The 26591-nt window shown below is 61.8% G+C and carries 26 protein-coding genes; all 26 read left to right on the top strand.

Going from position 1 to position 26591, the window contains the following annotated elements; all coding sequences use genetic code 11:
* The first annotated feature begins 1 nt into the window (after window position 1).
* The 26 genes from I2D41_RS03430 to I2D41_RS03305 all read left to right on the top strand — a co-directional run bounded on the left by I2D41_RS03430 (window position 2) and on the right by I2D41_RS03305 (window position 26455).
* On the top strand, window positions 2-946 hold the full coding sequence (locus tag I2D41_RS03430) for an aspartate carbamoyltransferase catalytic subunit (RefSeq protein ID WP_055309882.1): 945 nt from the start codon (window positions 2-4) through the stop codon (window positions 944-946).
* Window positions 930-2219 (top strand): dihydroorotase, encoded by a 1290-nt coding sequence (locus tag I2D41_RS03425; RefSeq protein ID WP_195363552.1) that lies wholly within the window; start codon window positions 930-932, stop codon window positions 2217-2219. The genes I2D41_RS03430 and I2D41_RS03425 overlap by 17 nt, the downstream gene beginning before the upstream one ends.
* A 116-nt stretch (window positions 2220-2335) precedes the next feature.
* Window positions 2336-3103, top strand: coding sequence for a dihydroorotate dehydrogenase electron transfer subunit (locus tag I2D41_RS03420; RefSeq protein ID WP_195363581.1), 768 nt, complete (start codon window positions 2336-2338; stop codon window positions 3101-3103).
* 14 nt (window positions 3104-3117) lie between these two features.
* Window positions 3118-4026: a dihydroorotate dehydrogenase gene (locus I2D41_RS03415; RefSeq protein WP_006236128.1), complete on the top strand. Its 909-nt coding sequence runs from the start codon at window positions 3118-3120 to the stop codon at window positions 4024-4026.
* Entirely contained in the window at window positions 4020-4736 is a 717-nt protein-coding gene (pyrF, locus tag I2D41_RS03410) for an orotidine-5'-phosphate decarboxylase (RefSeq protein WP_195363551.1), read from the top strand. Before I2D41_RS03415 ends, pyrF begins: the two co-directional genes overlap by 7 nt.
* A 239-nt stretch (window positions 4737-4975) precedes the next feature.
* Window positions 4976-5284, top strand: coding sequence for an integration host factor, actinobacterial type (mihF, locus tag I2D41_RS03405; protein WP_006236130.1), 309 nt, complete (start codon window positions 4976-4978; stop codon window positions 5282-5284).
* Window positions 5285-5854: a guanylate kinase gene (gene gmk, locus I2D41_RS03400; protein WP_099431806.1), complete on the top strand. Its 570-nt coding sequence runs from the start codon at window positions 5285-5287 to the stop codon at window positions 5852-5854.
* 5 nt (window positions 5855-5859) lie between these two features.
* On the top strand, window positions 5860-6141 hold the full coding sequence (locus tag I2D41_RS03395; protein ID WP_035138532.1) for a DNA-directed RNA polymerase subunit omega: 282 nt from the start codon (window positions 5860-5862) through the stop codon (window positions 6139-6141).
* Entirely contained in the window at window positions 6142-7386 is a 1245-nt protein-coding gene (gene thiI, locus I2D41_RS03390; RefSeq protein ID WP_117635259.1) for a tRNA uracil 4-sulfurtransferase ThiI, read from the top strand.
* A 214-nt stretch (window positions 7387-7600) separates the two neighbouring features.
* Window positions 7601-8311 (top strand): ComEA family DNA-binding protein, encoded by a 711-nt coding sequence (locus I2D41_RS03385; protein WP_117806317.1) that lies wholly within the window; start codon window positions 7601-7603, stop codon window positions 8309-8311.
* Window positions 8308-10611 carry a DNA internalization-related competence protein ComEC/Rec2 gene (locus I2D41_RS03380; RefSeq protein ID WP_195363550.1) on the top strand — a complete coding sequence of 768 codons (2304 nt, stop codon included), beginning with the start codon at window positions 8308-8310 and terminating at the stop codon, window positions 10609-10611. The genes I2D41_RS03385 and I2D41_RS03380 overlap by 4 nt, the downstream gene beginning before the upstream one ends.
* A gap of 78 nt (window positions 10612-10689) precedes the next feature.
* Window positions 10690-11652, top strand: a complete 963-nt coding sequence (gene holA / locus I2D41_RS03375) for a DNA polymerase III subunit delta (protein ID WP_195363549.1) — start codon at window positions 10690-10692, stop codon at window positions 11650-11652.
* Between the two features lie 133 nt (window positions 11653-11785).
* The gene (gene rpsT / locus I2D41_RS03370) at window positions 11786-12052 is read left to right on the top strand and encodes a 30S ribosomal protein S20 (protein ID WP_022094714.1); all 267 of its coding nucleotides are present in this window, start codon (window positions 11786-11788) and stop codon (window positions 12050-12052) included.
* Window positions 12053-12148: 96 nt separating this feature from the next.
* Window positions 12149-13960: a translation elongation factor 4 gene (gene lepA, locus I2D41_RS03365; protein WP_195363548.1), complete on the top strand. Its 1812-nt coding sequence runs from the start codon at window positions 12149-12151 to the stop codon at window positions 13958-13960.
* A 4-nt stretch (window positions 13961-13964) separates the two neighbouring features.
* Window positions 13965-15008: a tRNA dihydrouridine synthase DusB gene (gene dusB / locus I2D41_RS03360; RefSeq protein WP_195363547.1), complete on the top strand. Its 1044-nt coding sequence runs from the start codon at window positions 13965-13967 to the stop codon at window positions 15006-15008.
* 2 nt (window positions 15009-15010) lie between these two features.
* Window positions 15011-16243: a coproporphyrinogen-III oxidase family protein gene (locus tag I2D41_RS03355; protein WP_195363546.1), complete on the top strand. Its 1233-nt coding sequence runs from the start codon at window positions 15011-15013 to the stop codon at window positions 16241-16243.
* Between the two features lie 58 nt (window positions 16244-16301).
* Window positions 16302-17405, top strand: coding sequence for a DnaJ domain-containing protein (locus I2D41_RS03350; protein WP_195363545.1), 1104 nt, complete (start codon window positions 16302-16304; stop codon window positions 17403-17405).
* Between the two features lie 81 nt (window positions 17406-17486).
* Window positions 17487-18635, top strand: a complete 1149-nt coding sequence (gene dnaJ, locus I2D41_RS03345) for a molecular chaperone DnaJ (RefSeq protein ID WP_195363544.1) — start codon at window positions 17487-17489, stop codon at window positions 18633-18635.
* A gap of 9 nt (window positions 18636-18644) precedes the next feature.
* The gene (locus I2D41_RS03340) at window positions 18645-19937 is read left to right on the top strand and encodes a MiaB/RimO family radical SAM methylthiotransferase (RefSeq protein ID WP_195363543.1); all 1293 of its coding nucleotides are present in this window, start codon (window positions 18645-18647) and stop codon (window positions 19935-19937) included.
* Window positions 19918-20904, top strand: a complete 987-nt coding sequence (locus tag I2D41_RS03335; RefSeq protein ID WP_195363542.1) for a PhoH family protein — start codon at window positions 19918-19920, stop codon at window positions 20902-20904. The genes I2D41_RS03340 and I2D41_RS03335 overlap by 20 nt, the downstream gene beginning before the upstream one ends.
* Window positions 20901-21410, top strand: a complete 510-nt coding sequence (gene ybeY / locus I2D41_RS03330) for an rRNA maturation RNase YbeY (protein ID WP_117770331.1) — start codon at window positions 20901-20903, stop codon at window positions 21408-21410. Before I2D41_RS03335 ends, ybeY begins: the two co-directional genes overlap by 4 nt.
* A 9-nt stretch (window positions 21411-21419) precedes the next feature.
* Window positions 21420-21797, top strand: a complete 378-nt coding sequence (locus I2D41_RS03325) for a diacylglycerol kinase family protein (protein ID WP_195363541.1) — start codon at window positions 21420-21422, stop codon at window positions 21795-21797.
* A 12-nt stretch (window positions 21798-21809) separates the two neighbouring features.
* The gene (era, locus tag I2D41_RS03320) at window positions 21810-22877 is read left to right on the top strand and encodes a GTPase Era (protein WP_195363540.1); all 1068 of its coding nucleotides are present in this window, start codon (window positions 21810-21812) and stop codon (window positions 22875-22877) included.
* 15 nt (window positions 22878-22892) lie between these two features.
* The gene (gene recO, locus I2D41_RS03315; protein ID WP_195363539.1) at window positions 22893-23642 is read left to right on the top strand and encodes a DNA repair protein RecO; all 750 of its coding nucleotides are present in this window, start codon (window positions 22893-22895) and stop codon (window positions 23640-23642) included.
* A 138-nt stretch (window positions 23643-23780) separates the two neighbouring features.
* The gene (gene rpsO / locus I2D41_RS03310) at window positions 23781-24059 is read left to right on the top strand and encodes a 30S ribosomal protein S15 (protein WP_035138510.1); all 279 of its coding nucleotides are present in this window, start codon (window positions 23781-23783) and stop codon (window positions 24057-24059) included.
* A 149-nt stretch (window positions 24060-24208) separates the two neighbouring features.
* Window positions 24209-26455 carry a polyribonucleotide nucleotidyltransferase gene (locus I2D41_RS03305; protein WP_055309899.1) on the top strand — a complete coding sequence of 749 codons (2247 nt, stop codon included), beginning with the start codon at window positions 24209-24211 and terminating at the stop codon, window positions 26453-26455.
* The last annotated feature ends 136 nt before the right edge of the window (window positions 26456-26591 follow it).

Here is a 26591-nt window from a genome sequence, read left to right as displayed (position 1 = left end):
CGTGGCGTTCAACCATAAGCACCTGATCGACATTACCGAGTACTCCGAAGAGGATATCAAGCTCATCCTCGAGACCGCCAAGGCGTTCTCCGAGGTCAACGAGCGTGCCATCAAGAAGGTCCCCACGCTCAAGGGCAAGACCATCGTCAACATGTTCAACGAGCCCTCGACGCGCACCCGCAGCTCTTTCGAGCTCGCCGAGAAGCGTCTTTCGGCCGACAGTCTTAACTTTGGCGGCTCCTCGACCTCCACGGTCAAGGGCGAGAGCCTCGTCGACACCGTTGAGACCCTCAACGCTTATAAGATCGACTGCATTGTCGTGCGCGACAAGCACGCCGGCGCTCCCTACATCGTCACGCAGAACTCGCCCGCAAGCGTCATCTGCGCCGGTGACGGCAAGCACAACCATCCTACGCAGGCCCTGCTCGACCTGTACACCATCTGGGAGCACAAGGGTGACTTCCACGGTCTGAAGGTCGCCGTCGTCGGCGATATCGCCCACTCCCGCGTTTGCGGCTCGCTGATCCCCGCCCTTAAGATCATGGGCTGTGAGACCTACGCCGTCGCCCCCGGCACGCTGCTGCCGCCGTCGCCCGAGGTCCTGGGCTGCGATCACGTGACGAGCGACCTCGATTCCGTCCTGCCCGAGCTGGACGTCGTCTACATGCTGCGCGTGCAACAGGAGCGCCTCGAGGGTGCCCCGTTCCCGACCATTCGCGAGTACCACAAGCTCTTCGGCCTGACCAAGGACCGCGAGAAGCTCATGAAGCCCGACGCGATCATCTGCCACCCGGGCCCCATCAACCGCGGCGTCGAGTTCGACTCCTATATGGCCGACCACCCGCAACGCTCCGTCATCCTGGAGCAGGTCTACGCCGGTATCTGCGTGCGTATGGCTATCCTGTATCTGCTGCTTGGAGGTGCCGATAATGGCCTTGCTTCTTAAGAATGCCCACGTCGTCGACCCGTCCGTCGAGCTTGACGGTGTCGTTGACGTCCTGATTGACGGCGACAAGATCGCCGAGGTCGGCGAGAATCTCGCCGTCGAGGGGGCCGAGGTCCGCGACCTTTCCGGCAAGTACCTCGTCCCCGGCCTGGTGGACATGCACGTTCACCTTCGCGAGCCCGGCTACGAGGTCAAAGAGGACATCGAGAGCGGCACCCGCGCAGCTGCCAAGGGCGGCTTTACCGGCGTGTGCGCCATGCCCAACACCGATCCCGTCACCGATAACGGCACTGTCGTTGAGTTCGTCAAGTCCCGCGCTGCCGAGGTCGGCCACTGCCGCGTCTATCCGTCGGGCGCCATGACCCGCGGTCTTAAGGGCGAGGCCATGTCCGAGATGGGCGATATGGTCGCCCACGGCGCCGTCGCCTTCACCGATGACGGTCGCGGCGTGCAGGGCGCGGGCATGCTCCGTCGCTGCATGGACTACGGCAAGATGTTCGGCAAGGTCTTCATGAGCCACTGCCAGGACGAGGACCTGGTCGGCCATGGCCAGATCAACGAGGGCAAGGTCTCGACCCGTCTGGCCCTCGAGGGTTGGCCGGCTGCCGGCGAGGAGCTCCAGATCGCCCGCGACATCGAGATCGCCAAGCTGACCGGCGCCAAGCTGCACATCCAGCACATCTCCACCGCCCATGGTCTGGAGATCGTGCGTGCCGGTAAGGCCGCTGGCGTTCAGGTTACCTGCGAGGCCACCCCGCACCACATGTTCCTGACCGAGAACGACCTGGACGAGACCTACAACACCTCGCTCAAGGTCAATCCGCCGCTGCGCACCGACGAGGACGCCGAAGCCATTCGTCAGGGCGTCATCGACGGTACCGTCGACGTGATCGTTACCGATCACGCTCCGCACACCCCGTGGGAGAAGGCCCGCGAGTTCGAGCTCGCACCCTTTGGCATGATCGGCCTCGAGACCTCGCTGTCGCTCGTGCTCACCGAGCTGGTCAACACGGGCAAGATGAGCATGGGCCGCATGGTCGAGCTCATGGCCATCAAACCGCGTGAGATCCTGGGTCTCGACCAGGTTCAGGTCAAGGCGGGATCCGTTGCCGACCTGACCGTGTTCGACCCCTCCGCAACCTGGACGGTTGGCGAGGACGGTTACGAGTCGCGCGCCGAGAACTCCGGTTTTGCCGGCCGCACGCTCACCGGTCGTGCCACCGATGTATTTGTCGGCGGTAAACAGACGCTTGCCGACGGCTGCATCTGCTAGCATAGCCTTATCGCTTTTGTGCGCGGCGCCCTTGCGGTGCCGCGCTTTCTATTCGTTTGGACCATGCAACCGCATGGGGGATTGGAGCGTTTATGCCCACACCTTCCACTGCACGCATGCACGACTTCGAGGTCGTCTCGAACCGGGAGATTGCCGACGGCGTCTTCTCGCTCGTCATCTCGGCCCCCAAGCTTGCAAGTGCGCTCAAGCCCGGTCAGTTTGTGAACATCGCCGTACCCGGTGATGCGTCCTCGCTGCTTCGCGTGCCCCTGAGCTACTACCGCGCCGACGCCGAGGCCGGCACCGTCGAGCTGTGGTACGCCGTCGTGGGCGACGATACCCGTCGTTTGTCCCAGATGGGCCCCGGCTCCACCTCTAACCTGTTGGGCCCTGGCGGCCGCGGCTGGCTTGTTCCCGAGGGCACCAGGAAGGCGCTGCTCGTGGCGGGCGGCATCGGTGTTCCGCCCGTGCTGTGCCTTGCCGGCAAGCTTGCCGAGCAGGGTGTGGCCGTCGACGTGTGCCTGGGTTTTGGCACCGCTTCCAAGGCCGTGGGCATCGATGAGTTCCGCGCGCTGGGCGCCACGGTCAACGTTTGCACCGACGACGGCTCGCTCGGCACGCACGGTTTTTGCACCGATCCTGCCGCCGAGCTGCTCGGCGAGGGCGGCTACGACTACGTCGCCAGCTGCGGTCCCGCCGTCATGATGAAGAAGGTCGCCGCTGCTGCCGCCGAGGCCGGTGCGTACTGCGAGGTGTCCCTCGAGCGCATGATGAGCTGTGGCTTTGGCGCCTGCAACACCTGCAATGTCGAGACGGTCGACGGTATGAAGGGTGCTTGCATGTGCGGCCCCGTGTTCGATGCTTCCAAGGTGGTGGTCTTCTAGTGGGTACCGTGAACATGGCCGTCGATTTCGGCGGCGTCAAGATGCAGAACCCCATCAACACCGCAGCCGGTACTTTTGGTTACGGTTGGCAGTTCCAGAACTTCTTTGATGTTTCCCAGCTGGGCGCCATCACCACCAAGGGTTGCGCAGCCGAGCCCTGGCCCGGCAACCCCGCGCCCCGCATGGCCGAGATCCCGGGCGGCATGATCAACTCCGTGGGCCTTCAGAACCCCGGCGTGGCCGCCTTTGCCCGTGAGTCAGGCCCGTGGCTCGAACAGCTGTCCAAGGACGGTTGCCAGGTCATCTGTCAGGTTGCCGGCCACTCCGTTGACGAGTTTGTGCGCGCGCTCGAGATGTATGTCGAGCTATGCCCCTGGGCTGCCGGCTACGAGATCAACGTGAGCTGCCCCAACATCGCCGCCGGCGGTGCCGCCATGGGCTCCACGCCCGAGGGCGCCTCTTCCGTCATGGCCGCCTGCCGCAAGGTGACTGATAAGCCGCTGTTCGTGAAGATGGCGCCGGTCAACGTCGCTGAGATCGCCAAGGCCCTCGAGGCTGCCGGCGCCGACGGCCTTTCGGTCATCAACTCCATCCAGGGCATGGCCATCGACGTCCATACCCGCAAGTCCCGCGTGGCCAAGCCCAAGGGCGGCCTTTCGGGCCCGCTGTGCCACCACATCGCCGTGCGCATGGTCTGGGAGGTTGCCCAGGCCGTCGATATCCCCATCAACGGTGTCGGCGGTGTCATGACTGGCGAGGATGCGGCTGAGTTTATCCTGGCCGGCGCCACCTGCGTGTCGGTCGGCATGGCCAACTTCGTCGATCCGTGTGCTTCGCTTAAGATCGCGCATGAGCTCGAGGCCTGGGCCGAGTCCCAGGGCGTAAAGGACATCAACGAGCTGGTGGGTGCTTTCGAATGCTAGAGAATGATGCCCGCGACCGTGCTATCGTCGCCCTCGACTGCGACCGTGAGCGCGCGCTCGAGCTCGCCCACGAGCTTTCGGGCCATGCCACCTGGCTCAAGGTCGGCATGACGCTCTATTACGCTGAGGGTCCCCAGATCGTCAAGACCTTTAAGGACCTTGGCTTTAAGGTCTTCCTCGACCTTAAGTTCCATGACATTCCGCATCAGGTGCGCGGCGCTGCCCGCTCGGCCTCGCTTGCCGGTGCCGACCTGCTTTCGGTCCACGGCCTGGGCTCGGGTGCTATGCTCGCTGCCTGCCGCGAGGGTGCCGAGGAGGCGCGTGAGGACCGCGCAAAGCTCGTCGCCATCACCGTGCTCACGAGCATGAATCAGGATGCCTTGAGCGAGATCGGCGTCGAGTCTCCCGTGGCCGAGGAGGCCGCCCGCTTGGCAAAGCTTGCTCAGGCCAACGGCATCGATGGCATCGTGTGCTCACCGATGGAGGCTCACGACATGCGTGAGCTGCTGGGTCCTGATGCCCTGATCGTGACTCCGGGTGTGCGTCCGGTGGGTGCCGCCCTTGGTGACCAGTCCCGCGTGGCGACGCCTTCCCAGGCTATCGAGCGTGGCGCAAGCCACATTGTGGTGGGCCGTCCCATCACCGGTGCCCACGATCCGGTTGCCGCCTTTGACGCCATCGTCGCCGAGCTGGTCGAAAACGTCGCGTAAAAGATTCCCCTAAGTCACCACTTTTGGGTCTCATTAGCACAAAATAGCCCCTGTGCCTGCGTAAACTTTCCCATCCTTTGTGTGGAATCGCAGGTCAGGGGCTTAACTTTGGGCGCAGTATATTGCACTTTTTGCGGGTATCGTCTAACCTATGGAGCCGCGATTAGGCTTTTTGTGCGTTCTACGTGCTAAAATGCCAATTATTGAATCAGATATAACCCAACTATTTGGAGGTACGAATGGCACTCCCTCAGCTTACCGACGAGCAGCGCAAGCAGGCTCTTGAGAAGGCTGCTGCCGCACGTCACGCCCGCGCTGAGCTTCGCGAGCAGATCAAGAAGGGCGAGAAGTCCCTCGAGTCCGTGCTCAACTCCGATGACCCCATCGCTTCCCGCATGAAGGTTTCCACCCTCATCGAGTCTCTCCCCGGTTATGGCAAGGCCAAGGCCGCCAAGATCATGGAGGAGCTCGGTATCTCCGCTACCCGTCGCGTCCAGGGCCTCGGTGTCCGTCAGCGCGAGCAGCTCCTCGAGCAGCTGACCAAATAAGTGAGCGCTCAGGATTCCAAGCTCTTTGTGATTTCTGGACCGTCAGGCGCAGGCAAGGGTACGCTCGTCACTCGTGTGCGCGAGCGCCGCTCGAACCTGGGTCTGACGGTTTCGGCTACCACGCGAGCACCACGCAAAGGTGAGGTCGACGGCGTCAACTACTTTTTTCTGACGCGCGAGGAGTTCGACCGCCGCGTGGCAAACGGTGAGTTTGTTGAGTGGGCCGAGGTCCACGGTAACTGCTACGGCACGTTGGTGAGCGAGGTCACATCCAAGCTCGCCTCGGGCTCGTCTCTGATTTTGGAGATCGATGTCCAGGGCGCCCTGCAGGTGAAGGAGCGTTTCCCCGAGGCCGTGCTGATCTTTATCAAGCCGCCTTCGCTTGAGGTGCTCCGCGAGCGTCTAGTCGGTCGCGGTACCGAGACGCCCGAGACGATTGAGCTGCGTATGGCAAACGCCGCCGATGAGCTTGCCCTTGCCGACCGCTACGACGACGTCGTGGTGAATGACGATCTCGACCGCGCGACCGATGAGCTCGTTCGCGTTCTCGATATGCATGAAAGGATCTGAGGTCCGTGTCCGTTGTAAAGCCTTGCATTGACGATCTTCTGGAGAAGACCGATCACAACCGCTTCCTGCTCGCTTCGCTTGCCTCCAAGCGCGCCTGCGACATCAATAGCATGCTGCGTGGCCAGCACAACCGCGTGCTTGCCGTCCAGGATGTCGATGACATCACCATCGGGCTTTCCGGTGCCGATACCATCTCGATGGCTATGGACGAGATTGTCGACGGCGACATCTCTTACGACGAGGCCCGTTACGAGAAGGCGCTCGGCCACAAGGTTGCTGAAGCCTAAATGGCGGCTCGCGTCTGCCTAGTCCACTATCACGAGGTTGGGCTGAAGGGCAAGAACCGCGCACATTTCGAGCATATCCTCATGGATAATATCAAGGCGGCCTTGGCCGCCTTTTCCGTGAACGCCGTGTCTCGAATTTCCGGTTATATCCTCGTGACCTTTAACGAGCATCAGGCCGACGAGGCGGCGCGTGTCATCCGCACCGTCCCCGGCGTCGCCCGTGTGTCTTTGGCGTATCACACCAACCGCGACCCGCAGGAGTACTGCGCCGCCGCTGTGAAGGCGCTGCGCGAGTTTGGTTCCTTCGATTCGTTTAAGGTGCACGCCAAGCGCTCCAATACTGACTATGAGCTCACCTCGATTGATATCAATCGACAGGTTGGCGAGGTGCTGTGTGAGGCGTTTCCCGATAAAAAGGTCCAGATGCACGACCCCGACGCGATGGTGCACGTTCTGGTGGTTCAGGGTAGTGTCTACGTGTATGCGCGCTCCGAGCGCGGCGTTGGCGGCCTTCCGGTGGGTTCTGCCGGCAAGGTCGTGACGCTGCTGTCGTCGGGTATCGATTCTCCGGTGGCGACTTGGATGCTCGCGCGTCGCGGCGCGGTCTGCGTGCCGGTGCATTTCTCCGGTCGTCCGCAGACGCCCGATACGAGCGAGTATTTGGTGCAGGATATCATCCGTGCGCTTGAGCCGGGTGTCCAGATCGGCCGCCTGTACGTGGTGCCGTTTGGCGACTGCCAGCGTGAGATTTCGGTCACCTGTCCCAGTAACCTGCGCGTGATCATGTATCGCCGCATTATGTATTCGGTTGCCGAGCGCATTGCACACATCGAGGGTGCCAGGGCCATCGTTACGGGCGAATCGCTTGGGCAGGTTGCCTCCCAAACGCTTGAGAACATCATGGCCGTCAACGAAGCCGTGAAGATTCCCGTGTTCCGTCCTCTCATCGGTTCGGACAAACAGGAGATCATCGCACGCGCCGAGGAGATCGGTACGTTCGATATCTCGACTGAGGCCGCTCCCGACTGCTGCACGCTGTTTATGCCGCGCCGTCCCGAGACGCACGCTAAACTCGATGCCGTGCATGAGGCCTGGGAACTGTTTGATCACGAGGAGATGATTGAGCGTCTGCTCAAGCAGACCGAGTACATCGACTTCGAGAGCAACACGTACAAGGCCCCTAAGACCTTAAAACGCAAACATTCTGAGCTTGCTCCGCGTGAGATTTACCAAGATCACGAGTAAATTTGTGCATAGACCGACGATGCGCCTGCATCGTCGGTCTTTTGCTATCTGGGCATTTTGCGGCTAAGTGTTCATTTGCTGACGTGTGCCTGAATAAACGGGCACATTTGCGCAAGGTTTTGGTTAACTTTTGGTTTGTCCGCGAAAACCGGCGTGGGCGTGCGGAGGCTGCGGCGTTCGTTTCCTGACACGATGGTGTTGGGAGGTGTTTGCTATGGCGCAGCGCGAGCAACACGAACGGGTTAAACGGATGGACCGCTGGGCAGAAAAGCTGCTCGGCCACAAGGCGATGGTCCTGGCGATTCTGGTTGTCATTGCCGCCGCGAGCGGCTTGGCGATAGCAGGTTTTGGTGGCCACTCCAGCGACGTGTCGTTTGAACGTAGCGATGAGGCGGGCGCCTCGGATGTGCGCGGGGCCGGGGATGCGTCACCTGACGATGCCGATGAGTCGTCTGACAAGAGCTCTTCTGCTGCCGAGGTGTACGTCGATGTTGATGGCGCCGTTGTGAGGCCTGGCGTTTACCGGCTCAAAGATGGAGCACGGGTATCCCAAGCGATCGACGCCGCCGGAGGGCTTACGGCCGAGGCGGATGTGACAGGGCTTAATCGCGCGTCCAAGATCACGGATGGACAAAAGATCTATGTTCCGGCGGTGGGGGAGCAACAAGCGGCTGCGGCGGTCGGCGGGGGCGAAAGCGGTGCCGCCGCGACTTCTGGTGTGGGGTCTTCGTCGGGACTCGTGAACATCAATACGGCAAGTGCGGCGGAGCTGCAGACGCTTTCGGGCATCGGGCCTTCTATGGCTCAATCGATTATCGACGAGCGGACGCAAAACGGGGCTTTTACCTCGGTCGATGACCTCATGCGCGTATCGGGGATCGGTGAGAAAAAACTTGCCAAAATCAAAGATTGCATCTGCGTATGAGTGCGACCGAACGAGAGCACGTGATGCCTCCGCGGCCCCTGATTCCGTGGACGATGGCCCTGTGTGCCGGCATGTGCGTGAGCTGCGCCTTGGTGCTCAGCATAGCCGCTGATGCGCTGCTGAGGGAGCGGGCGACGGCGGTCGGGCCGCTATGGGCCATTCCCGTTGCGGCAGCGGTTTTCGTTGTGCTGGCTCACTCTTGTGCGAGGCTTGCCCCTTTGAAGCGGTGGCTGTATGCCGCGTCCGTCGGTCTCATAGCGGGTGCGGTCGTTTCGGCGTGGTGGGCCGTGGGTGCGCTCAACGCCTCGAAGACGCTCGACGGTCGAGCGGCAAGCAGTCTCGAGTTTGTCGTGCAGGGTGACCCATCCATAAATGACGACGTGTATTCCTATACCTGCGAGGCACGCTCGGACGGTAAGAACTTGGCAACGGTTCGCCTATCGTGTGACCGTGAGTTCAAGGTCGGGGCGCACGTGCGTGTTATCGGTCGCGTGTCACGTTTTGAGAACGATGCGTATGGACGATCGCGCGTGCTTCGAGGCGAGGTGCGCAAGGTTAAAGCCGTTCGAGTCGTGTCGGTCGATGAGGGTTCTCCGAGGCCGCTGCTTCGGCTGCGAAATGGGCTGCTTGCGTCCATCGCGCCTGCGACCGACCCGGCGCGTGCGCTCATAGCCGGTGTCGTCTGCGGTCGTTCGGCCGAGCTGCGCGCCCAGCCGGCGGGCGACTGGTTTTCGGTGACGGGAACGGCGCATCTTATCGCAGTCTCGGGCAGCCATTTGGCTATCGTGGGCTTTGTAATCGAGGGTGTATTGCAAAAGACTCGGTGCTCACGTGGTCTTCAGCGGGCGATATTGGCGATAACGCTTGTGGGCTACGCTGCCTTTACGGGCGCGTCTCCCTCGGCCGTGCGCGCGTGCTGCATGGTGTTCGTGACGCTTGTCGTAAACGGCGCGGGGCGTCGTCGGCACGGCCTTTCGGCACTCTTCGTAACCATGTCCATCTTTGTGCTACTGCGGCCGACGGTGCTGTTCGAGATGGGCTTTCAGCTTTCATGCGCCAGCGTCTTAGCCATTCTGTGCTTTTGTCCCTATGCGACCTACGCGTTGGGTGAGCTAGGTGTGCCATCGGGCGTTGCCAGCGTGCTTTCCGTCACGCTGTGCTCGCAACTGGCGACACTTCCCATTACCATTCCTGCCTTCGGTACATTCTCGCTCATTGCTCCGTTGGCAAATGCGGTCCTCGGTCCGGTGGTGAGCGTACTGCTCGCTGTGTCGATCGTGCTGGTTCCCTTTTCGTTCGTGGCACCGTTGCGGACTTGGGCGCTCGTTGTGCCCATGATTGCCGCCCGTTGCGCGCTGTTCTTCGAGCAACTGTTTGCCGCCGTGCCGGGTGCATACGTGAGCGTGCCGCCCGATAGCATGTGGATTTACCTAGTGCCGTGTTTTCTGGCGGTTCTGCTGGTCTGGTGGCCGCGTCCCCGTGCACGTCCTATGGCGGTGGGGCTTGCATGCCTGATGCTCTTGGCTGCGATTCCGTACGTCTATTGGGATCGATTCGCTCCGCCTTCGGTGACGGTGCTCGATGTGGGCCAGGCCGATGCGATTCTTATCCGCCAGGGCGGCGCAGTTGCACTTGTCGACTGCGGGCTCGACGAGCGTGTGGTTGCGGCGTTGGTTCGCAATAACGTGCACCATATCGATGCCGTTTTTGTGACGCATTGGGATGAGGACCACTGGGGTGGTTTGCCTGCCGTGCTCGAACAGTTTTCGGTCGGAACGATTGCCGTGGCGGCGGATGCGCTGGAGGATGCTCCTGCCGAGGTATTGAACCGACCTGGCGTGGAGTATCGGCAGGTGCGCCGTGGGGATACGGTCGACATCGGCTCATTTTGCGCTCGCGTGATGTGGCCATTCGAGTCCGTGGATGGCGAGGGAAATGAGGACTCGCTTGTCCTTCTGCTCTCTTATGTTCAGGAAGGCAAGGGCCTGCGTATGCTCCTCACCGGTGATGCCGAGCTCGACCAAGAGCGGGAATTCGTGCAGGAGGTGGGGGATATCGATATCCTTAAACTTGGGCATCACGGCTCCAAGGTTTCAGTCGATGGCGAGTTGCTGGACGTCCTGAAGCCCGAGCTTTCCCTCGCAAGCGCCGGTGAGGGGAATCGATACGGCCATCCGTCCGATGCCTGCATCGATGCCGTTAAGGAAGCGGGTGGTGTGTTCGCGTGTACCATCGAACACGGCGACATTACCGTCACACCGACTGCGAATGGCTTTGCGATGCGATGCCAGCGACCGTGACGACGTCGTTGGCGTGTGGTGGGCCCCTGGGCTAGAATGGCACGGAACGAATACGAAGGCCTGCGGGAGGGGGGCGCAATGTCCGAAACCGGTTTGCTGCCGGCATATCTGATCGTCGGTACCGACGGAGTTAAGCGCGACCACGCCGTCTCGCGTATGAAAGCGCGTCTGGAAAAGTCGGGTATGGTCGAGTTCAACCTCGACGAGCGAGACATGACCAAGGACCCCGATATCGAGTCCATTATCGGATCGCTTAACACCTTTCCGATGATCAGCGAGTTTCGTCTGGTAATCCTCGATGGCTGCTCAAAGCTCGCCAAGGCGGTCTCGGAGCCGCTCGTTGGGTATCTGGCGAGTCCCAGCCCAACAACGGTCTGCCTCATCATCGCTGACTCACTTGCCAAGAATACGCGCCTGTATAAGGCAATCGCCAAGATCGACAAGAAGGCTATCGTCGATTGCTCGGGTACCAAGCGCTGGGAACTGCCGCGCCGTGTTCAGCAGATGGCGACGCAGCGCGGTAAGTCGATTTCGACGGCGGCCGCCGAGGAGCTCGTCTCGCGTTCGGGCGAAAACACCCGCATGCTCGATAACGACTTGGCCAAGCTTGCCCAGATGGTCGAGGCGCCGCAAATTGAGCTTTCCGATGTGGAGCGCTGGATCGTGCGCACGGCCGAAGTTCAGCCCTGGGACTTTCTCAATGCGGTCTCGGCCCGTGACATGCGCCGCTCGCTTGAGCTCTTCAATCTACTGCCCGCCAAGAGCTACGTGTGGACTTACACATTACTGTGCGGGCGTATTCGCGAGCTTATCGTTGCCAAGGCGCTCGATGCGCGTGGGCAGGGGCGTGAGCTTGCCGCGACACTGAAGCTTCAGGCCTGGCAGGTCAAGAATCACCTGACCTGGGCTCGTCGTTTTTCGATGACCGAGCTCGTTGCTGCGCTCGAGGGAGCGGTCGATGTGGAGCTCGCACTGAAGGGTTCGGCCGATTCCCAGACCGCGCTTTTGCTCTGGATTACGAACATCTTGAGAAAATCGTGATGATACCTGCCTATTTGACAAATTCGTTCTATCCCTTTGAGGGGGAGCGTGCTATAGTAGGCGCTTGCATGACCTCACCGTGTCTCAGAGGTGTCATACATTTTTTGCAAGGAACTCGAAAGGAACTCCAGAAGTGGCAAACATCAAGTCTCAGAAGAAGCGTATCCGCACCAATGAGGCAGCTCGCATGCGTAACAAGGCTGTCAAGTCCGAGCTCAAGACGCTGACCAAGCACGTCCAGTCCGCTGTCGCCGAGGGCGACGCCGAGAAGGCCCAGGCTGCCCTCAAGACCGTCACCAAGCGTCTCGACATGGCTGCCGCCAAGCATGTTATCCACAAGAACCAGGCTTCCAACCGCAAGTCCGGTCTTGCCAAGCTCGTGAACAGCATCAACGCCTAAGTTGTAAATTTCACACCACACAGATTACGCGCATAAATGGAGCCTGTTTTATGGAACAGGCTCCATTTTTTGTACCGCTCGGGTAAGATAGTCCGCATGAATACTTCAATTGACATTTCCCACATCCGCAACTTCTCGATCGTTGCGCACATCGACCATGGCAAGTCCACGATCAGTGACCGCATCCTCGAGCTCACCCATACCGTCGACGAGCGCGATATGGAGTCGCAACTGCTCGACACCATGGATATCGAGCGCGAGCGCGGCATCACGATCAAGTCCAATGCCGTTCGTGTTTCCTATGACGCCGACGATGGCGAGACGTATCAGTTCAACCTGATCGATACGCCGGGTCACGTGGACTTTACCTATGAGGTCTCGCGCTCGCTGGCCGCCTGTGAGGGCGCGGTGCTCGTCGTCGACGCCACGCAGGGCGTCGAGGCGCAGACCGTCTCCAACGCGACGCTCGCCATGAACGCTAATCTGGATATCGTGCCCGCCATCAATAAGATCGACCTGCCCTCGGCCCATCCCGACGAGGTTAAGACCGAGATCGAGGATGATCTGGCGATTCCTGCCGACGATGCCGTATGCGTATCGGGCAAGACCGGCGAGGGCATCCACGACCTACTGGAGTCCATTGTCTTTTTGATTTCGCCGCCCAAGGGCGATGCGAACGCGCCGCTCAAAGCACTTATCCTGGATTCGTATTTTGATGAGTACCGCGGCGTCGTTGCCACGGTCCGCGTCTTTGACGGTTCCATCAAAAAGGGCGATACCCTGCGCATGATGCAGGCCGAGGGCAACTTCTTGGTCGACGGCGTGGGCGTCAAGCGTCCCGCCGAGACCCCGGTCGACGCACTGACGGTTGGCGAGGTGGGCTACGTGGTCACGGGCCTGAAGGATCCCGAGGCCGTGCACGTGGGCGATACCCTCACGTGGGCGTCGAATCCCTGCCCCGAGCCGCTTCCCGGCTACCGCGAGGCCAAGCCCATGGTCTACACGGGCCTGTTCCCGATCGACAACAAGGATTACGAGAATCTGCGCGACGCTCTCGATAAGCTGCACGTCAACGATCCATCGTTGGTGTGGGAGCCCGAGACCTCGGTGGCGCTCGGTTTTGGCTTCCGCGTGGGCTTCTTGGGCCTGTTGCATATGGAGGTCGTCAAGGAGCGCCTGGAGCGCGAGTTCAATCTGGATTTGATTGCCACGAGCCCTTCGGTGGACTATCACGTCTACAAGACCGACGGCGAGATGATTGATGTCCGCAGCCCGCAAGATCTGCCCGAGGCTACGCGTATCGAGCGCATCGAGGAGCCTTACCTCAAGGCCAAGATTATCTGCCCGCCCGAGTATACGGGTGCCGTCATGCAGCTCGCCATCGAGCACCGTGGCATTACAACCGACATGATCCATCTCACGAGCAAATCGGTCGAGATGCGCTTTGACATGCCGCTTGCCGAGCTCATCCTGGACTTCTTTGACCAGCTCAAGAGCCGTACCAAGGGCTATGCCTCGCTCGACTATGAGTTCAACGAGTATCGTCCCTCCGAGCTCGTCAAGCTCGATATTTTGCTTTCGGGCGACGAGGTGGACGCGCTTTCGTTTATCGTGCACAAGGACAAGGCCTATGGCCTGGCACGCGGTCTGTGCGACAAGCTCAAGGAGATTATCCCCCGCCAGCTGTTCGAGGTGCCTATTCAGGGCGCTATCGGCAACAAGATCATCGCCCGCTCCACCGTCAAGGCGCGCCGCAAGGACGTTTTGGCCAAGTGCTATGGTGGCGATATCTCGCGTAAGCGCAAGCTGCTCGAAAAGCAGAAAGAGGGCAAGAAGCGCATGAAGGCCATCGGCTCGGTCGAGGTTCCGCAGGAGGCCTTTATGGCGATTCTCAAGGTGGACGATTAGGTCCATGGCGCTTTCTGAATACAGCAAGCGGCTGCTGGGTGCCTATGCCGAGCAGCCGTTCCTTATGGCTCCCATGGCGGGCGTAACCGACCCCGCCTATCGCATCATGTGCCGTCGCCGTGGTGCCAATCTTGCCTATAGCGAGATGGTGAGCGTGGCAGGCCTTGCCTATGCCAGCAATAAGACGTGGCGTCTGGTGCTGCCGGCCGACGAGGAGCAGCAAATCTGCGTGCAGCTCTTTGGTTCCAAGCCCGATCAGTTTGCGAGTGCTGTCGCTGCCGTCGAGGAACGTGTGGGCGATCGCCTGTCTTTGATTGATATCAACATGGCGTGCCCAGCTCGCAAGGTTGTCACCAAGGGCGAGGGCTCGGCGCTTATGCGCACGCCAGAGCTGGCAGAGAAGATCGTCGAGGCGGCGGTGGGCGCGGCGCACGTGCCCGTGACCGTAAAGATCCGTAAGGGCTTTTACGCCGAAGACCGCAATGCCGCGACGTTTGCCCAGATGCTCGAGGGAGCAGGTGCATCTGCGGTGGCGGTGCATGGCCGCTGCGCCACACAACTCTATACGGGTCAGGCCGATTGGTCGGTCGTCGATGAGGTGGCCGACGCCGTCGAGATTCCCGTTATCGGTTCGGGCGACGTGTTCTCGGCCGAGGATGCGGCGGAGCGTCTGCGCAGCTCGGGTGCCAGCGCCGTGTTTATCGCGCGCGGTATCTATGGCAATCCCTGGGTGTTCGGCGATGCCCGTGCCCTTGCACTCGACGCTACGCCGGTGCCCTCTCGCTCCTCACGCGAGCGCTTGGATGCCCTGCGCGAGCACCTGACGCTCACGCACGAGCTGCTGCCGCTTATGTCGCGTGCCCGCACGTACGCAAGCTGGTATCTAAAGGGCATGCCCCATGCTGCCGCCTGGCGCGCCCAAGTGGTGCGCTGCTCCACATACGAGGAGTTCATGGCATTGGTCGATGATATCGAGCGCGATGTGGTGGCCTGCGAGGCCGCGCTTGCCGCCGGCGAGTCGGTGCCCGCTCATCCGCTGGAGGCCTAACGGTGGCCGTTACCGCACTGTACGTGCATGTGCCGTTTTGCGCCCAAAAGTGCCGGTACTGCGACTTTGACTCGCGCAGTTTTGCTCCGTGCGACCTGAGCGCTGCGCTTGATGCCTATTTTGAGCAGTTGTATGTGCGCCTCGATGCCTTTGGCGACGCAGGCGCGCTCGAGGGCATCCGCACCGTCTATGTTGGTGGCGGCACGCCGTCGCTGGCAGGGGAGCGTCTGGTAGAACTTGCCCGGCGTATCTCTGCGTGGTGCAAGCCCGTTGAGTTTACCTGCGAGGCCAATCCCGAGTCGTTGACTTCGCAGCTCGCCGCGGCGCTTGCCGGGGTGGGCGTCACGCGCATTTCTCTGGGAGTCCAAACCCTCGACAACGCCGAGCTTGTTGCGATTGGCCGCATTCACGATGCCGATCGGGCGCTCGCTGCCATCACGACGGTTAAGGACGCTGGGCTCGATGTGTCCTGCGACCTCATGTGTGGCCTTCCCGGGCAGACCGATCTAAGCTGGCGGCGCACGCTTGATGGCGTGCTGGCGGCGGCGCCGCATCATGTGTCGGTGTACCCGCTCACGCTCGAGGAAGGCACGCCGCTCTACCGCATGGCGTGTCACGACGAGTCGCTCGAGCCCGACGAGGATTTTCAGGCTGCGTGCATGGACGCGGCGCGTGAGTGCTTGGGTGCGGCCGGCTATCACCCGTATGAGGTGGCAAGCTATGCACTCGAGGGCCATGAGTGCGCCCACAACATTGCCTATTGGACCGGACGGGGCTATCTGGGTTTGGGTCGCTCTGCCGCCGGTATGCTCGACACCGAGGATTTCGATCGCTTGGCCGGGCTGTTTCCCGACGTGCCTGCTCGCGGCGATGCTTATCGCGTGCGCTTGGTGCAACGCGACGATGCCGCGACGACGTTTGATGCCGAGTATCTGTCGCAGCGCGAGGCCGCGGCCGAGGATTTGATGCTCGCCTGTCGCATGACGCGCGGCATTGGGCCCGACCTGTTGGTTCGCTCGGCAAGCGTGATCGCTGCAGACGAGCTGGCGGCGGCCTGTGACCGTGCGCTCGAGTTGGGCCTTGCCGCTTGGGTGCCCGATGGCGTTGAGGGGCTTGCGGAGCGCGTCGCCTCGAAAGGCGTTAGCGCAGGTCGTGCCCGCGCCCGCTTAGCGCCCACCCACTTGGGCTGGCTCGATGGAAATGTGCTGTTCGAGCTGTTTTGGGGTCTAGCCTAGGCCGCTCGGGTAGAATTACCGCAATATATACGCTGCTGTGAGCAGGAGGTTGCCGCGCATGGCGACGATGAACGAAAAAGATTACTACGAGATTTTGGGTGTCTCCAAGGACGCCACCTCGCGTGATATACAGAAGGCCTTCCAGCAAAAGGCCCGCAAGCTCCATCCGGACGTCAATAAAGAACCGGATGCCGAGGAAAGGTTCAAAGAGGTTTCCGAGGCCTATGCCGTGCTTTCGGACGAGCAGAAGCGTGCGCGCTACGACGCCATGCGCTCGGGTAATCCCTTTGCCGGCGCTCCTACGGCTTCTCCCTATGGCGGCGGCTACGCCGGTAGCGCGGGCTATGGCAACCCCTTTGAGGGCGGCTTTCCCTTTGGTGGCGCCTGGGGCCAGCCCCGTCGCGGCCAGGCGGCCTACAACCCCGAGAGTGGCGCCAACGTGGTCGTCGATATCAAGCTCGACGCCAAGGAGGCCAAGGGCGGTGCCCGCAAGACCGTCCGCTATACGCGCTTCGATACCTGTGGTCACTGCGGAGGCTCGGGATCTGTTTCGTCCGAGCATGCACATACCTGTCCGAGCTGCGGCGGTCGCGGTCACATCGACGTCGACCTGTCCTTCCTGTTCGGTGCCGGCACGTTCCAGTCTGTCTGTCCCGAGTGCGGAGGTTCCGGTAAGGTCGTCGCCGACCCCTGTCCCGATTGCGGCGGCAGCGGGCGGACCCGTGTGACCTCTGAACAGATGATTGAGTTTCCTGCCGGCACGCACGATGGCGACGAGGTCCGCATTGGCGGCATGGGTCACGCCGGCACCAACGGTGCCTCGGGTGGCGATCTGGTCGGCCGCGCCCATGTCGAGGCCGAGCGTCTGGAGGGCAAGGCTCGTACCGGTTTTTACCTGATGGGCATCGTGGCGCCGTTTTTGGTGCTGTCGGCCATCTCGGGCGTGTTCTCGGCCTTTGCCGTGATGTGCTTTATTCCGTTTGCCATGGGCCTGTTCATGGTGGTCTCGGACGGCGTGCTGCACCGCAGCCTGCTGTGGTGGAAGCGCGGCGCGATGCAGTTTGTCAACGGTTTTGCCAACGGATTTATGTTTGCGCTCGTGTCGGTTTGGTTTGCGAGCTGCTCGCAACGTGCCATGCTTTCGCCCTACGCAATGCAATAACATCTAGCCCTCTGTTTGCGGCCGGCCCAGCTTGGGTATAGGACGCACTGTGACAAAAATGAAAGTCGGAAGGATTCGGTCGTGTCGGAAAATAGGGATTACTACGAGGTGCTTGGCGTCGACAGGGATGCCGACGCGCGGACGATCAAGCGTGCGTTTCTAAAGAAGGCCCGTACCGTACATCCGGATGTTTCGGACGACCCCGAGGCCGAGGCCAAGTTCAAGGAGCTCAACGAGGCCTATTCCGTTCTTTCCGATGAGCAGAAGCGTGCTAACTACGACCGTTACGGCACTGCCGACGGCCCTGGTGGTTCGGGCTACGTCGATATCAACGATATCTTTGGTGGCATGGGCATGGACGACTTGTTCTCGTCGTTCTTTGGTGGCGGTGCCGGCGGTGGCGCCCACAGCCGTCGTGAGCGTCGTCGCGGACGTGACATGGCCATCTCGCTTTCGGTGACGCTCGAGGAGGCGGCGCTCGGCTGCAAAAAGACGATCAGCTATGACCGCCTTGCTCCTTGCGAGGACTGCAACGGCACCGGTAGGGCCGAGGGTGCACAGGAAAAGCAGTGCAGCCGCTGCCACGGCACGGGCTATGTCACGACGGTTCAGCGTTCGTTCCTGGGCCAGGTTCAGTCTTCCTCGCCTTGCCCCGACTGCCATGGCGAGGGCACGGTCATCGACCATCCCTGCGAGACCTGCGACGGTCAGGGCCGCACGCCTTCGCATGAAAAGATCGACATCGATATTCCCGCCGGCGTTTCGACCGGTCGCCAGCTGCGTGTGAGCGGCTTTGGCGAGGCCGGCCTTCGCGGCGAGCCTTCGGGCGACCTGATTGTCAGCGTGCGCGTTGCCGACCACGAGCGCTTTAAGCGCAACGGTGACGACCTGTACCTGGTGAGCGATATCTCGATTGCGCAGGCTGCGCTCGGCTGCGAGATCGAGGTCGAGGGCATTATGCCCGACGAGGTCGTTAAGGTGACGGTTCCCGCCGGCGCCCAGTACGGTGATACCGTGAGCGTCAATAATTACGGCATGCCGTGCATTGGCGGTGGCGGTTCGCGTGGCCGCCTGATCGTGCAACTGCGCGTGGTCGTTCCCACCAATCTTTCCAATACGCAGCGCGAGCTGCTCCGTGCTTTTGCCGATGATACGGGCGATGACGTCGCTTCCGGTAAGAAGTCGGTGACCGACCGCATCAAGAGCGCCCTCGACGATATCCTCGATTAAGGAGCCCGCGTGCTCGCACCCCATATTTCCGTCGTCAACCTCGGCTGCCGTGTCAACCGGGTTGAATCCGACCGTATCACTGCCGATCTTATGCGCCTGGGCTTCGCTATTGTGGAGCCCCAGGATGCCGATCTGATCGTCATTAACACCTGTGCCGTTACGGGCGAGGCCGAGGCCAAGACCCGTAAGGCCGTTCGTCATGCGCTGGCCTATCCAAACGAGCCCTTTGTGCTCGTGACCGGTTGCGTGGTCAATTTGCATCCTGAGGAGTTGTTGGAGCTTTCGGATCGCGTGATCGCCGAGCCGTCCAAGATCGATGTCGCCGAACGTGTCTGCGAGGTGCTGGGCGTTGAGTCCGATAGCGTTCCCGCCTGCAGCGATGGCGAGGTGGTCGATGCGCTCGGTCGCTCTCGCCTGGGCGTGAAGATTCAGGACGGCTGCAACCATCGCTGCACCTATTGCATTGTGTGGAAGGCACGCGGCCCCGAGCGCTCCGTGCCCGTCGAGTCCGTGCTCGAGCAAGTTCGCGAGGCCCAGGAGGCCGGCGTGCCCGAGGTGGTGCTGACCGGTGTGAACCTGGGTGCCTACGATGGCAAGAGCGCGACCGACGAGCATGTCGAAATCGATGAGCTGCTCGAGGCCATCATGGAGCGCACGTCTATTCCGCATGTGCGCATTTCCTCGGTCGAGCCCATGGATATCTCTGAGCGCCTGCTTAAGGTTATGGCGCGCTATCCGCAGCGTATCGCCCCGTTTTTGCACCTGCCCGTGCAGTCCGGCTGCACGGCGACCCTGCATCGCATGGGCCGTCCCTATAGCGCCGAGGCCTTTGAGGACACGGTGCGCATGATTCGCGCCAACCTGCCGCAGGCGTCACTTTCGTGCGATGTCATCGTCGGTTTTCCTGGTGAGACGGACGAGGAATTCGAGGAGTCGCTGGCGCTGTGCCGCCGTGTGGGTTTCTCGCGTATGCACGTGTTCCGCTATAGCAAGCGTCCCGGTACCCCTGCTGCCGACATGCCCGACCAAGTGCCGCCCGAGGTTATGGCCGAGCGCAGCCGCCGTATGCGGGCCGCCGCGCAGGAGCTCGCCATTGCCGACGCTCGTCGTCGCGTGGGCACGGTCGAGCGTGCGGTGCTCGAGTATGGCGACAACCTGACGCTCGGTTCGTTCCATCATGCCCGTCTTGACGATACCTGTGGACTTACAGCCCCGTGCCTGCTCGATGTTGCTATCATCGGAGTCGATGATTCCGGCTTGGTCCATGCGCGCAGGGAGGTTCATGGAAGCCTCGAAGATTAGACTTACCGTTCCCGAGGGGATTGATCCCTCGCGCGTTTTGGGCGCCGGCGACGGCGTCCTTCGTGCGCTCGAGAGCTTGGTTCGCGCTCACGTGGTCGCCCGTGGCGATAGCATCTCCGTGAGCGGCGACCCGGACGAGGTCGAACTCGTGGCGCGCTTTTTCGAGCACGCTTTTCGCGAGGCGGCCGCCGGGCGCACGCTGCCTGCCGACGATGTCTCTCGCTGCCTAGCCGTCTTGCGCGACGGTGAGCACGAGGCTACGTCGCTTCGCGATGACGTGCTGCTTTCGTATCGCGGCCGCGTCATTCGTCCCAAGACGCTCGGGCAAAAGCGCTATGTGGATGCCATTCGCTCGCATACCATCACCTTTGGCTTGGGTCCTGCCGGTACCGGTAAGACCTATCTGGCCATGGCGCTCGCCGTTGCCGCGCTCAAGCGTCACGAGGTGGGCCGTCTGATCTTGACGCGTCCGGTTGTCGAGGCGGGGGAGAACCTGGGTTTTTTGCCCGGTACCCTTGAGGAAAAGATCGACCCCTACATGCGTCCGCTCTACGACGCCCTTTTTGACATGATGGATCGCGAGCGCACCGATGAGCTTATGGAGCGTGGCGTGATCGAGATCGCCCCGCTTGCCTACATGCGCGGCCGCACGCTGAGTGATGCCTTCGTGGTGCTCGACGAGGCGCAAAATACCACGCCCGAGCAGATGAAGATGTTCCTGACACGCCTTGGGTTCAACTCCAAGTTCGTGATTACCGGCGACCTGAGCCAGCGCGACCTGGTGGGTCGTCGTGGCGGTCTTGCTGACGTTGAGCAGATTTTGGGCCGTGTCGACGATGTCGCATTTTCTCACCTCGAGCGTGCCGACGTGGTGCGCCATGCCCTGGTGGGTCGTATCGTCGAGGCATATGAAGCTTATGATGACGTGCGCGAGCAGCGCCCGCGCGACCGAAAGGAGTCCCGTTGAGTGTATTGATCAGCAACGATGCCGAGCTCGATACGCTGCTCGACGCGCAGGAGGTGGAGCACATCTGCGAGGTTGTGCTTGCCGCCGAGGGCGTTGAACGTGGAGTCGAGATTTCCCTTTCGTATGTCGACGAGGACGAGATGCACGAGCTCAACCACGAGTGGCGAGGTATCGACCGCACCACCGATGTGCTCTCGTTTGAGTGCGATTCGGCCTTTGACGATGACATTCCCGCCGATGAGACGCTCGAGCTCGGCGATATTATCTTGGCCCCGCAGGTTATTGCCCGTCAGGCCCCCGGTTTTGGCAATAGCCCCGCTGACGAGTGCCGTCTGATGCTCGTACACGGAATGCTGCACCTGCTGGGCTATGACCACATCGAGGACGACGAGGCCGAGGTCATGGAGGCCCGCGAGGACGCCATCCTGCGCGATCTGGCGCTAGAGCGCGGCGAGGACCCTAAGCTAGTCCACGTCGGCCCCATCACCAACCACGCCCACGACTAGGAGCCGTCTATGATTCCCGGATCGAACAAGGACCATCCGTCCTTCTTAAAGTCGTTTTCCTACGCCATGGAGGGCTTCGTCACCGCCGTCAAGACCGAGCGCAACATTAAGGTCATGCTCGTTGCGGGCGTGTGCACCGTCATTGCCGGCTGCGTCGTGGGACTCGACATTGCCGAGTGGGCCACGATTATCATCTGTTGCGGCCTGGTGATTCACGGCGAGCTGTGCAACACCGCTATGGAGGCTATCGTCGACCTAGCGACCCAGGAGCTCCATCCGCTGGCCAAGCGTGCGAAGGACATCGCCGCCGCCTCTGTATACGTTCTTTCCATCACCGCCGCGATTGTGGGCGTGCTGGTATTTGCCCGCGCGCTCGGCATTATTTAGAAAGGGATTCCCATGTCCGACAATATGCAGCCTACCGATGAAGTTTTGGATGACGAGGTCCTGGATGCGGTGGATACCGAGGAGCTCGAGGATGTCGAGGAGTTCGACCCGTTTGAGGGCATGAGCGACGAGGAGCTCGACGCCCTGTGCGACGAGGGCGACAGCCTCGCGGGCTTTGGTGACGTGGAGCCCGGTTTCCGCAGCGGTTTTGTGGCCCTGGTCGGTCGTCCCAACGCCGGCAAGTCCACGCTGCTTAATGCCTGCTATGGCAAAAAGGTCGCCATCACCTCGCCGGTGGCCCAGACGACTCGCCGCCGCATGCGCGCCGTCGTCAACCGTCCCGGCTACCAGCTGGTCTTTGTCGATACTCCGGGTATCCACAAACCCAAGGACGGCCTGGGGTCCGAGCTCAACAAGAGCGCGCTGTTCGAGCTGAACGATGTCGATGTCGTCGCGTTTTTGATTGATGCCACCAAGCCGATCGGCAGGGGAGACGCCTGGGTTGCCGAGCGCGTCAGATGCTCCCGTTCCAAGAAGGTCCTGGTGCTCACCAAGGCCGATGAGGCCGATCCCGCCCAGGTTATGGAACAGCTCAAGGCCGCCCACGAGCTCATGGAATATGACGACGAGATCGTGACGTCGTCGGTCAAGAACTTCAACGTCGATGCCTTTATCGAGACCGTTGCGCACTTTTTGCCCGAGGGTCCGCGTTGGTTCCCCGAGGATATGGGTACCGACGCTTCCGATGAGACACTCGTTGCCGAGTTTGTGCGCGAGAAGGTCTTGCGCCGCACCCGTGATGAGATCCCGCACTCCGTTGGCGTGATCTGCGATGCGCTCGAGCAGACCAAGAAGGTGCTGCGCGTGCACGCCACCATTTACGTCGAGCGCGAGGGCCAAAAGGGCATCATCATCGGCAAGGGCGGCGAGATGATCAAGCATATCGGTATCGACGCCCGTCGCGATCTTGAGCGCATCTTTAGCACGCAGGTCTTTTTGGAGCTGGATGTGAAGGTCAAGGCCGGCTGGCGTGACGACGAGGCCCAGATTCGCCGCTTTGGCTACAACGCCGAGGACTAAGGACGCGCGGCGCGCATGGCAGGCTCCCGGACATATCGTACCAAGGTGCTCGTCCTCGACAAGACGAAGCTCAAAGAGACCGACCTTATCTTGACGATGCTTGACGAGCGGGGGCGGCAGGTTCGTGCCGTGGCAAAGGGCGCCCGCAAACCCGGCGGACGCCTGGCTGCGCGCTGCGAGCTGTTCTGTACGGTAGATATGCTGCTCGCACATGGACGGTCACTCGACGTGGTTTCCCAGGCCGAGCTTATGGAGGCGCCGCTCGGCGTTGCGCCCGATTACGAGACGACCTGCGCCGCAAGCGCGATCGCCGAGGTCGCGCGCGTGTGCTCGTTCGAGGACGCCGAGGACCCGTTTACCTTTGCCATCACGCAGCGGGCGCTTGCCCTGGTGGGCAGCGGGCTCGACACAGCGCACATGGATCTACTTGTGGCGGCATATGTGTTTAAGCTGCTATCGCACGTTGGCTATCGACCCGATTTTTCGGCCTGCGTGCTGTGCGGAGACCCCATGCTGTCGTATTTTTCGCCCCAGGCCGGCGGGCTCATGTGCGGCTCGTGCGCGTCGAGCGTTCCGGGTGCAGAGTTGGTATCGACCGGTGAGGTCGCATGGCTGCGCGCCCTCATGTCCATGACCTTCGATGCGCTTTTGGCTGAGAGGATCGATCCCCATACTGCCGCTTTTTTGTTGGGGCTTTCGCATGTCTGGGCGGCAACACATGCCGATCAGCGCCTCCGTGCGATGGAATTCATGTTGGGTCGGTGATGATGCGCGGGCGCGGGCTGCTTGTGGTAACATACCGACCTGTTGGTACCTCGACCTTGGTTGCTCGCTCCACCGGCGGCTTCCCAGTCCGAGGCGAATCGAGTCGCCCGCGGGCGACGTAAAACGAAAGGTGAAACAATGACTGTTTCCAAAGAGCGCAAGGCGGAGCTGACTGCCCAGTTCGGTAACACCCCGGTCGACACCGGTAACCCCAAGGTTCAGGTCGCCATCCTGTCCGAGCGCATCAAGGAGCTGACCGAGCACATGAAGTCCCACCAGAAGGACTTCCACACCCGTCGCGGTCTGCTCATGCTCGTCGGCCGTCGTCGTCGTCTTCTCTCCTACATCAAGAAGAACGACATCGTCGAGTACCGTGAGCTCATCAAGGCTCTGGGCATCCGCGACAACATCCAGTAGGATTTGTACATGCTAAGAGCGTCCTGCGCAGCGGGGCGCTCTTTTTGTGTAAGGGCGTGAACAATCACGCTCTGAAGCGTGGCGGGGGCAGGGGGCCCGCGTCACATGAGAAGCCCGCAGGCAAGGGGCCTGTGGGGTAAAGGAGAACAATGACACTCGTATCCAAGACCTTTGAGCTGTACGGCAAGACCTACACCTTTGAGTCGGGCGAGCTTGCCAAGCAGGCTACCGGCGCGTGCCTGGTCAAGCAGGGCGACACCACGATGCTCGACACCGTGGTCGTCTCCAAGGAGCGCAAGAACTACGACTTCTTCCCGCTGACCGTCGACTTCAACGAGAAGATGTACGCCGCCGGCCGCATCCCGGGTGGTTACCTCAAGCGTGAGGGCCGTCCCAGCGAGAAGGCCACGCTTACCGCGCGCATGATCGACCGTCCGATTCGCCCGAGCTTCCCGGACGGCTTCCGCAACGAGGTGCACATCGTCGCCACCTCGCTCGTCGCCGACCAGGTCAACCCATTCGACGTCATCAACGTCATGGGTGCCTCTCTGGCCATGACGCTTGGCGGCGTGCCCTTCGAGGGCCCGCTTGCCTGCGTGCGCATCGGCCGCAACGTGGAGACCGGCGAGTTTATCGTCAACCCCACCTATGAGGAGCGCGAGAACTCCGACCTGGACCTGGAGCTGGGCGGCTCTGCCGACTTCATCTCGATGGTCGAGGCCGGCGCCGAGGAGATCTCCGAGGACGACATGCTCGCCGCCATGAAGTTTGGCCAGGAGGCCCTTGCTGCCTTCTGCCAGGCTCAGGACGAGTTCGTCGCCGAGTGGGAGCAGGTCAACGGCCCCATCGTCAAGAAGGAGTACCCGCTCGATCAGCCCGTCGAGGAGGTCCAGGAGCGCATCTTCGCCCACTACGACGAGATGGCAGCCGCCCTTCGCGACGCCGACAAGCTCTCCCGTATCGGCAAGGTCGAGGCTCTGAAGGAGTCCATCCGTGCCGAGTTCACCGAGGAGGAGCAGGCCGCTTGGGAGCGCGAGATCCCCGTGGCGCTCAAGAAGCTCGAGAAGAAGGCCATGCGCACCATGGTCGTCGAGACCGGTGAGCGCGTCGACGGCCGTGCCGCCGATGAGATTCGCCCCATCATGGTGAAGGACAACTACCTGCCGCTCGTTCACGGCTCCGGCCTGTTCCAGCGTGGCCAGACCCAGGTGCTTTCCGTCCTGTCGCTCGGCATGCTCAACGAGGGCCAGCGCTTGGACACCATCGAGCCCACCGAGGGCAAGCGCTACATGCACCACTACAACTTCCCGCCGTTCTGCACCGGCGAGACCGGCCGCATGGGTAGCCCCAAGCGCCGCGAGATCGGCCATGGTAATCTGGCCGAGCGTGCCCTGCTTCCGGTGCTTCCCGACGAGAACGAGTTCCCCTACGCCATCCGCGTCGTCTCCGAGGTTATGGAGTCCAACGGCTCCTCTTCGATGGCTTCGACCTGCGGCTCCACGCTCGCCCTTATGGACGGCGGCGTGCCCATTAAGCGCCCGGTCTCCGGTATCGCCATGGGCCTGATCCAGGAGGAGGGCAAGACCGTGGTCCTGTCCGACATCCAGGGTCTCGAGGACTTCCTGGGCGACATGGACTTTAAGGTCACCGGCACCACCGAGGGCATCACCGCCCTGCAGATGGACAACAAGGCCACCGGCCTCACCTTCGACATCCTGGCCCGCGCCCTGCAGCAGGCCAAGGAGGGTCGCGCCTTCATCCTGCAGAAGATGCTCGATGTGATTCCCGAGCCGCGCCACACCACGCGCAGCACCGCCCCGCGTATCGTCTCCATCCAGGTTCCGACCGACAAGATCCGCGACGTCATCGGTTCCGGCGGTAAGGTTATCCGCGGCATCCAGGACGAGACCGGCGCCTCGGTCGACATCCAGGAGGATGGTACCGTCTTTGTCGGCGGCACCGGCGAGTCCGTCGACCAGGCCGTCGAGCGTATCAAGCTCATCATCAAGGTTCCCGAGCCGGGCGAGGAGTACACCGGTCGCGTGGTCTCCATCCAGCCCTTCGGCGCCTTCGTCAACCTGCTGCCCGGTAAGGACGGTCTGCTGCACATCTCCCGCGTCGCCAAGGGCCGCGTGGAGAAGGTCGAGGACGTCCTCAACGTGGGCGACGAGGTCAAGGTCGTCGTCATTGAGGTCGACGATCGCGGCAAGATCTCGCTCGATCGTCTTGACAAGCCCGAGGCCCCGGCTCGCGCCGAGGGTGCCTCCGAGGGCGACGGCGAGCACTTCCAGCGCCGTGAGCGTCCGCGTCGCGAGCGCTCCGAGCGCAGCGACCGTCCGCGCCGTCCCGGCGACAACGGAGGCCGCAAGCCCCGCCGTCACCACGACGCCGAGTAACAGCCGCACATAAGCAGCTCAGAAAGGGCGACTCCGCACTGGGGTCGCCCTTTTTGCTTGCGCGCGGGGGCGGCGCATATGAAGTTTCCTGCTCTACAGTCCTGCGCAAGACGGAAAGCACATTAAGTGCTTTCCT

It is taken from the genome of Collinsella aerofaciens (assembly GCF_015552075.1).
In the GTDB taxonomy this organism is placed as follows: Bacteria; Actinomycetota; Coriobacteriia; order Coriobacteriales; family Coriobacteriaceae; genus Collinsella; species Collinsella aerofaciens_Y.
This window is presented reverse-complemented; position numbering and strand designations above follow the sequence as displayed.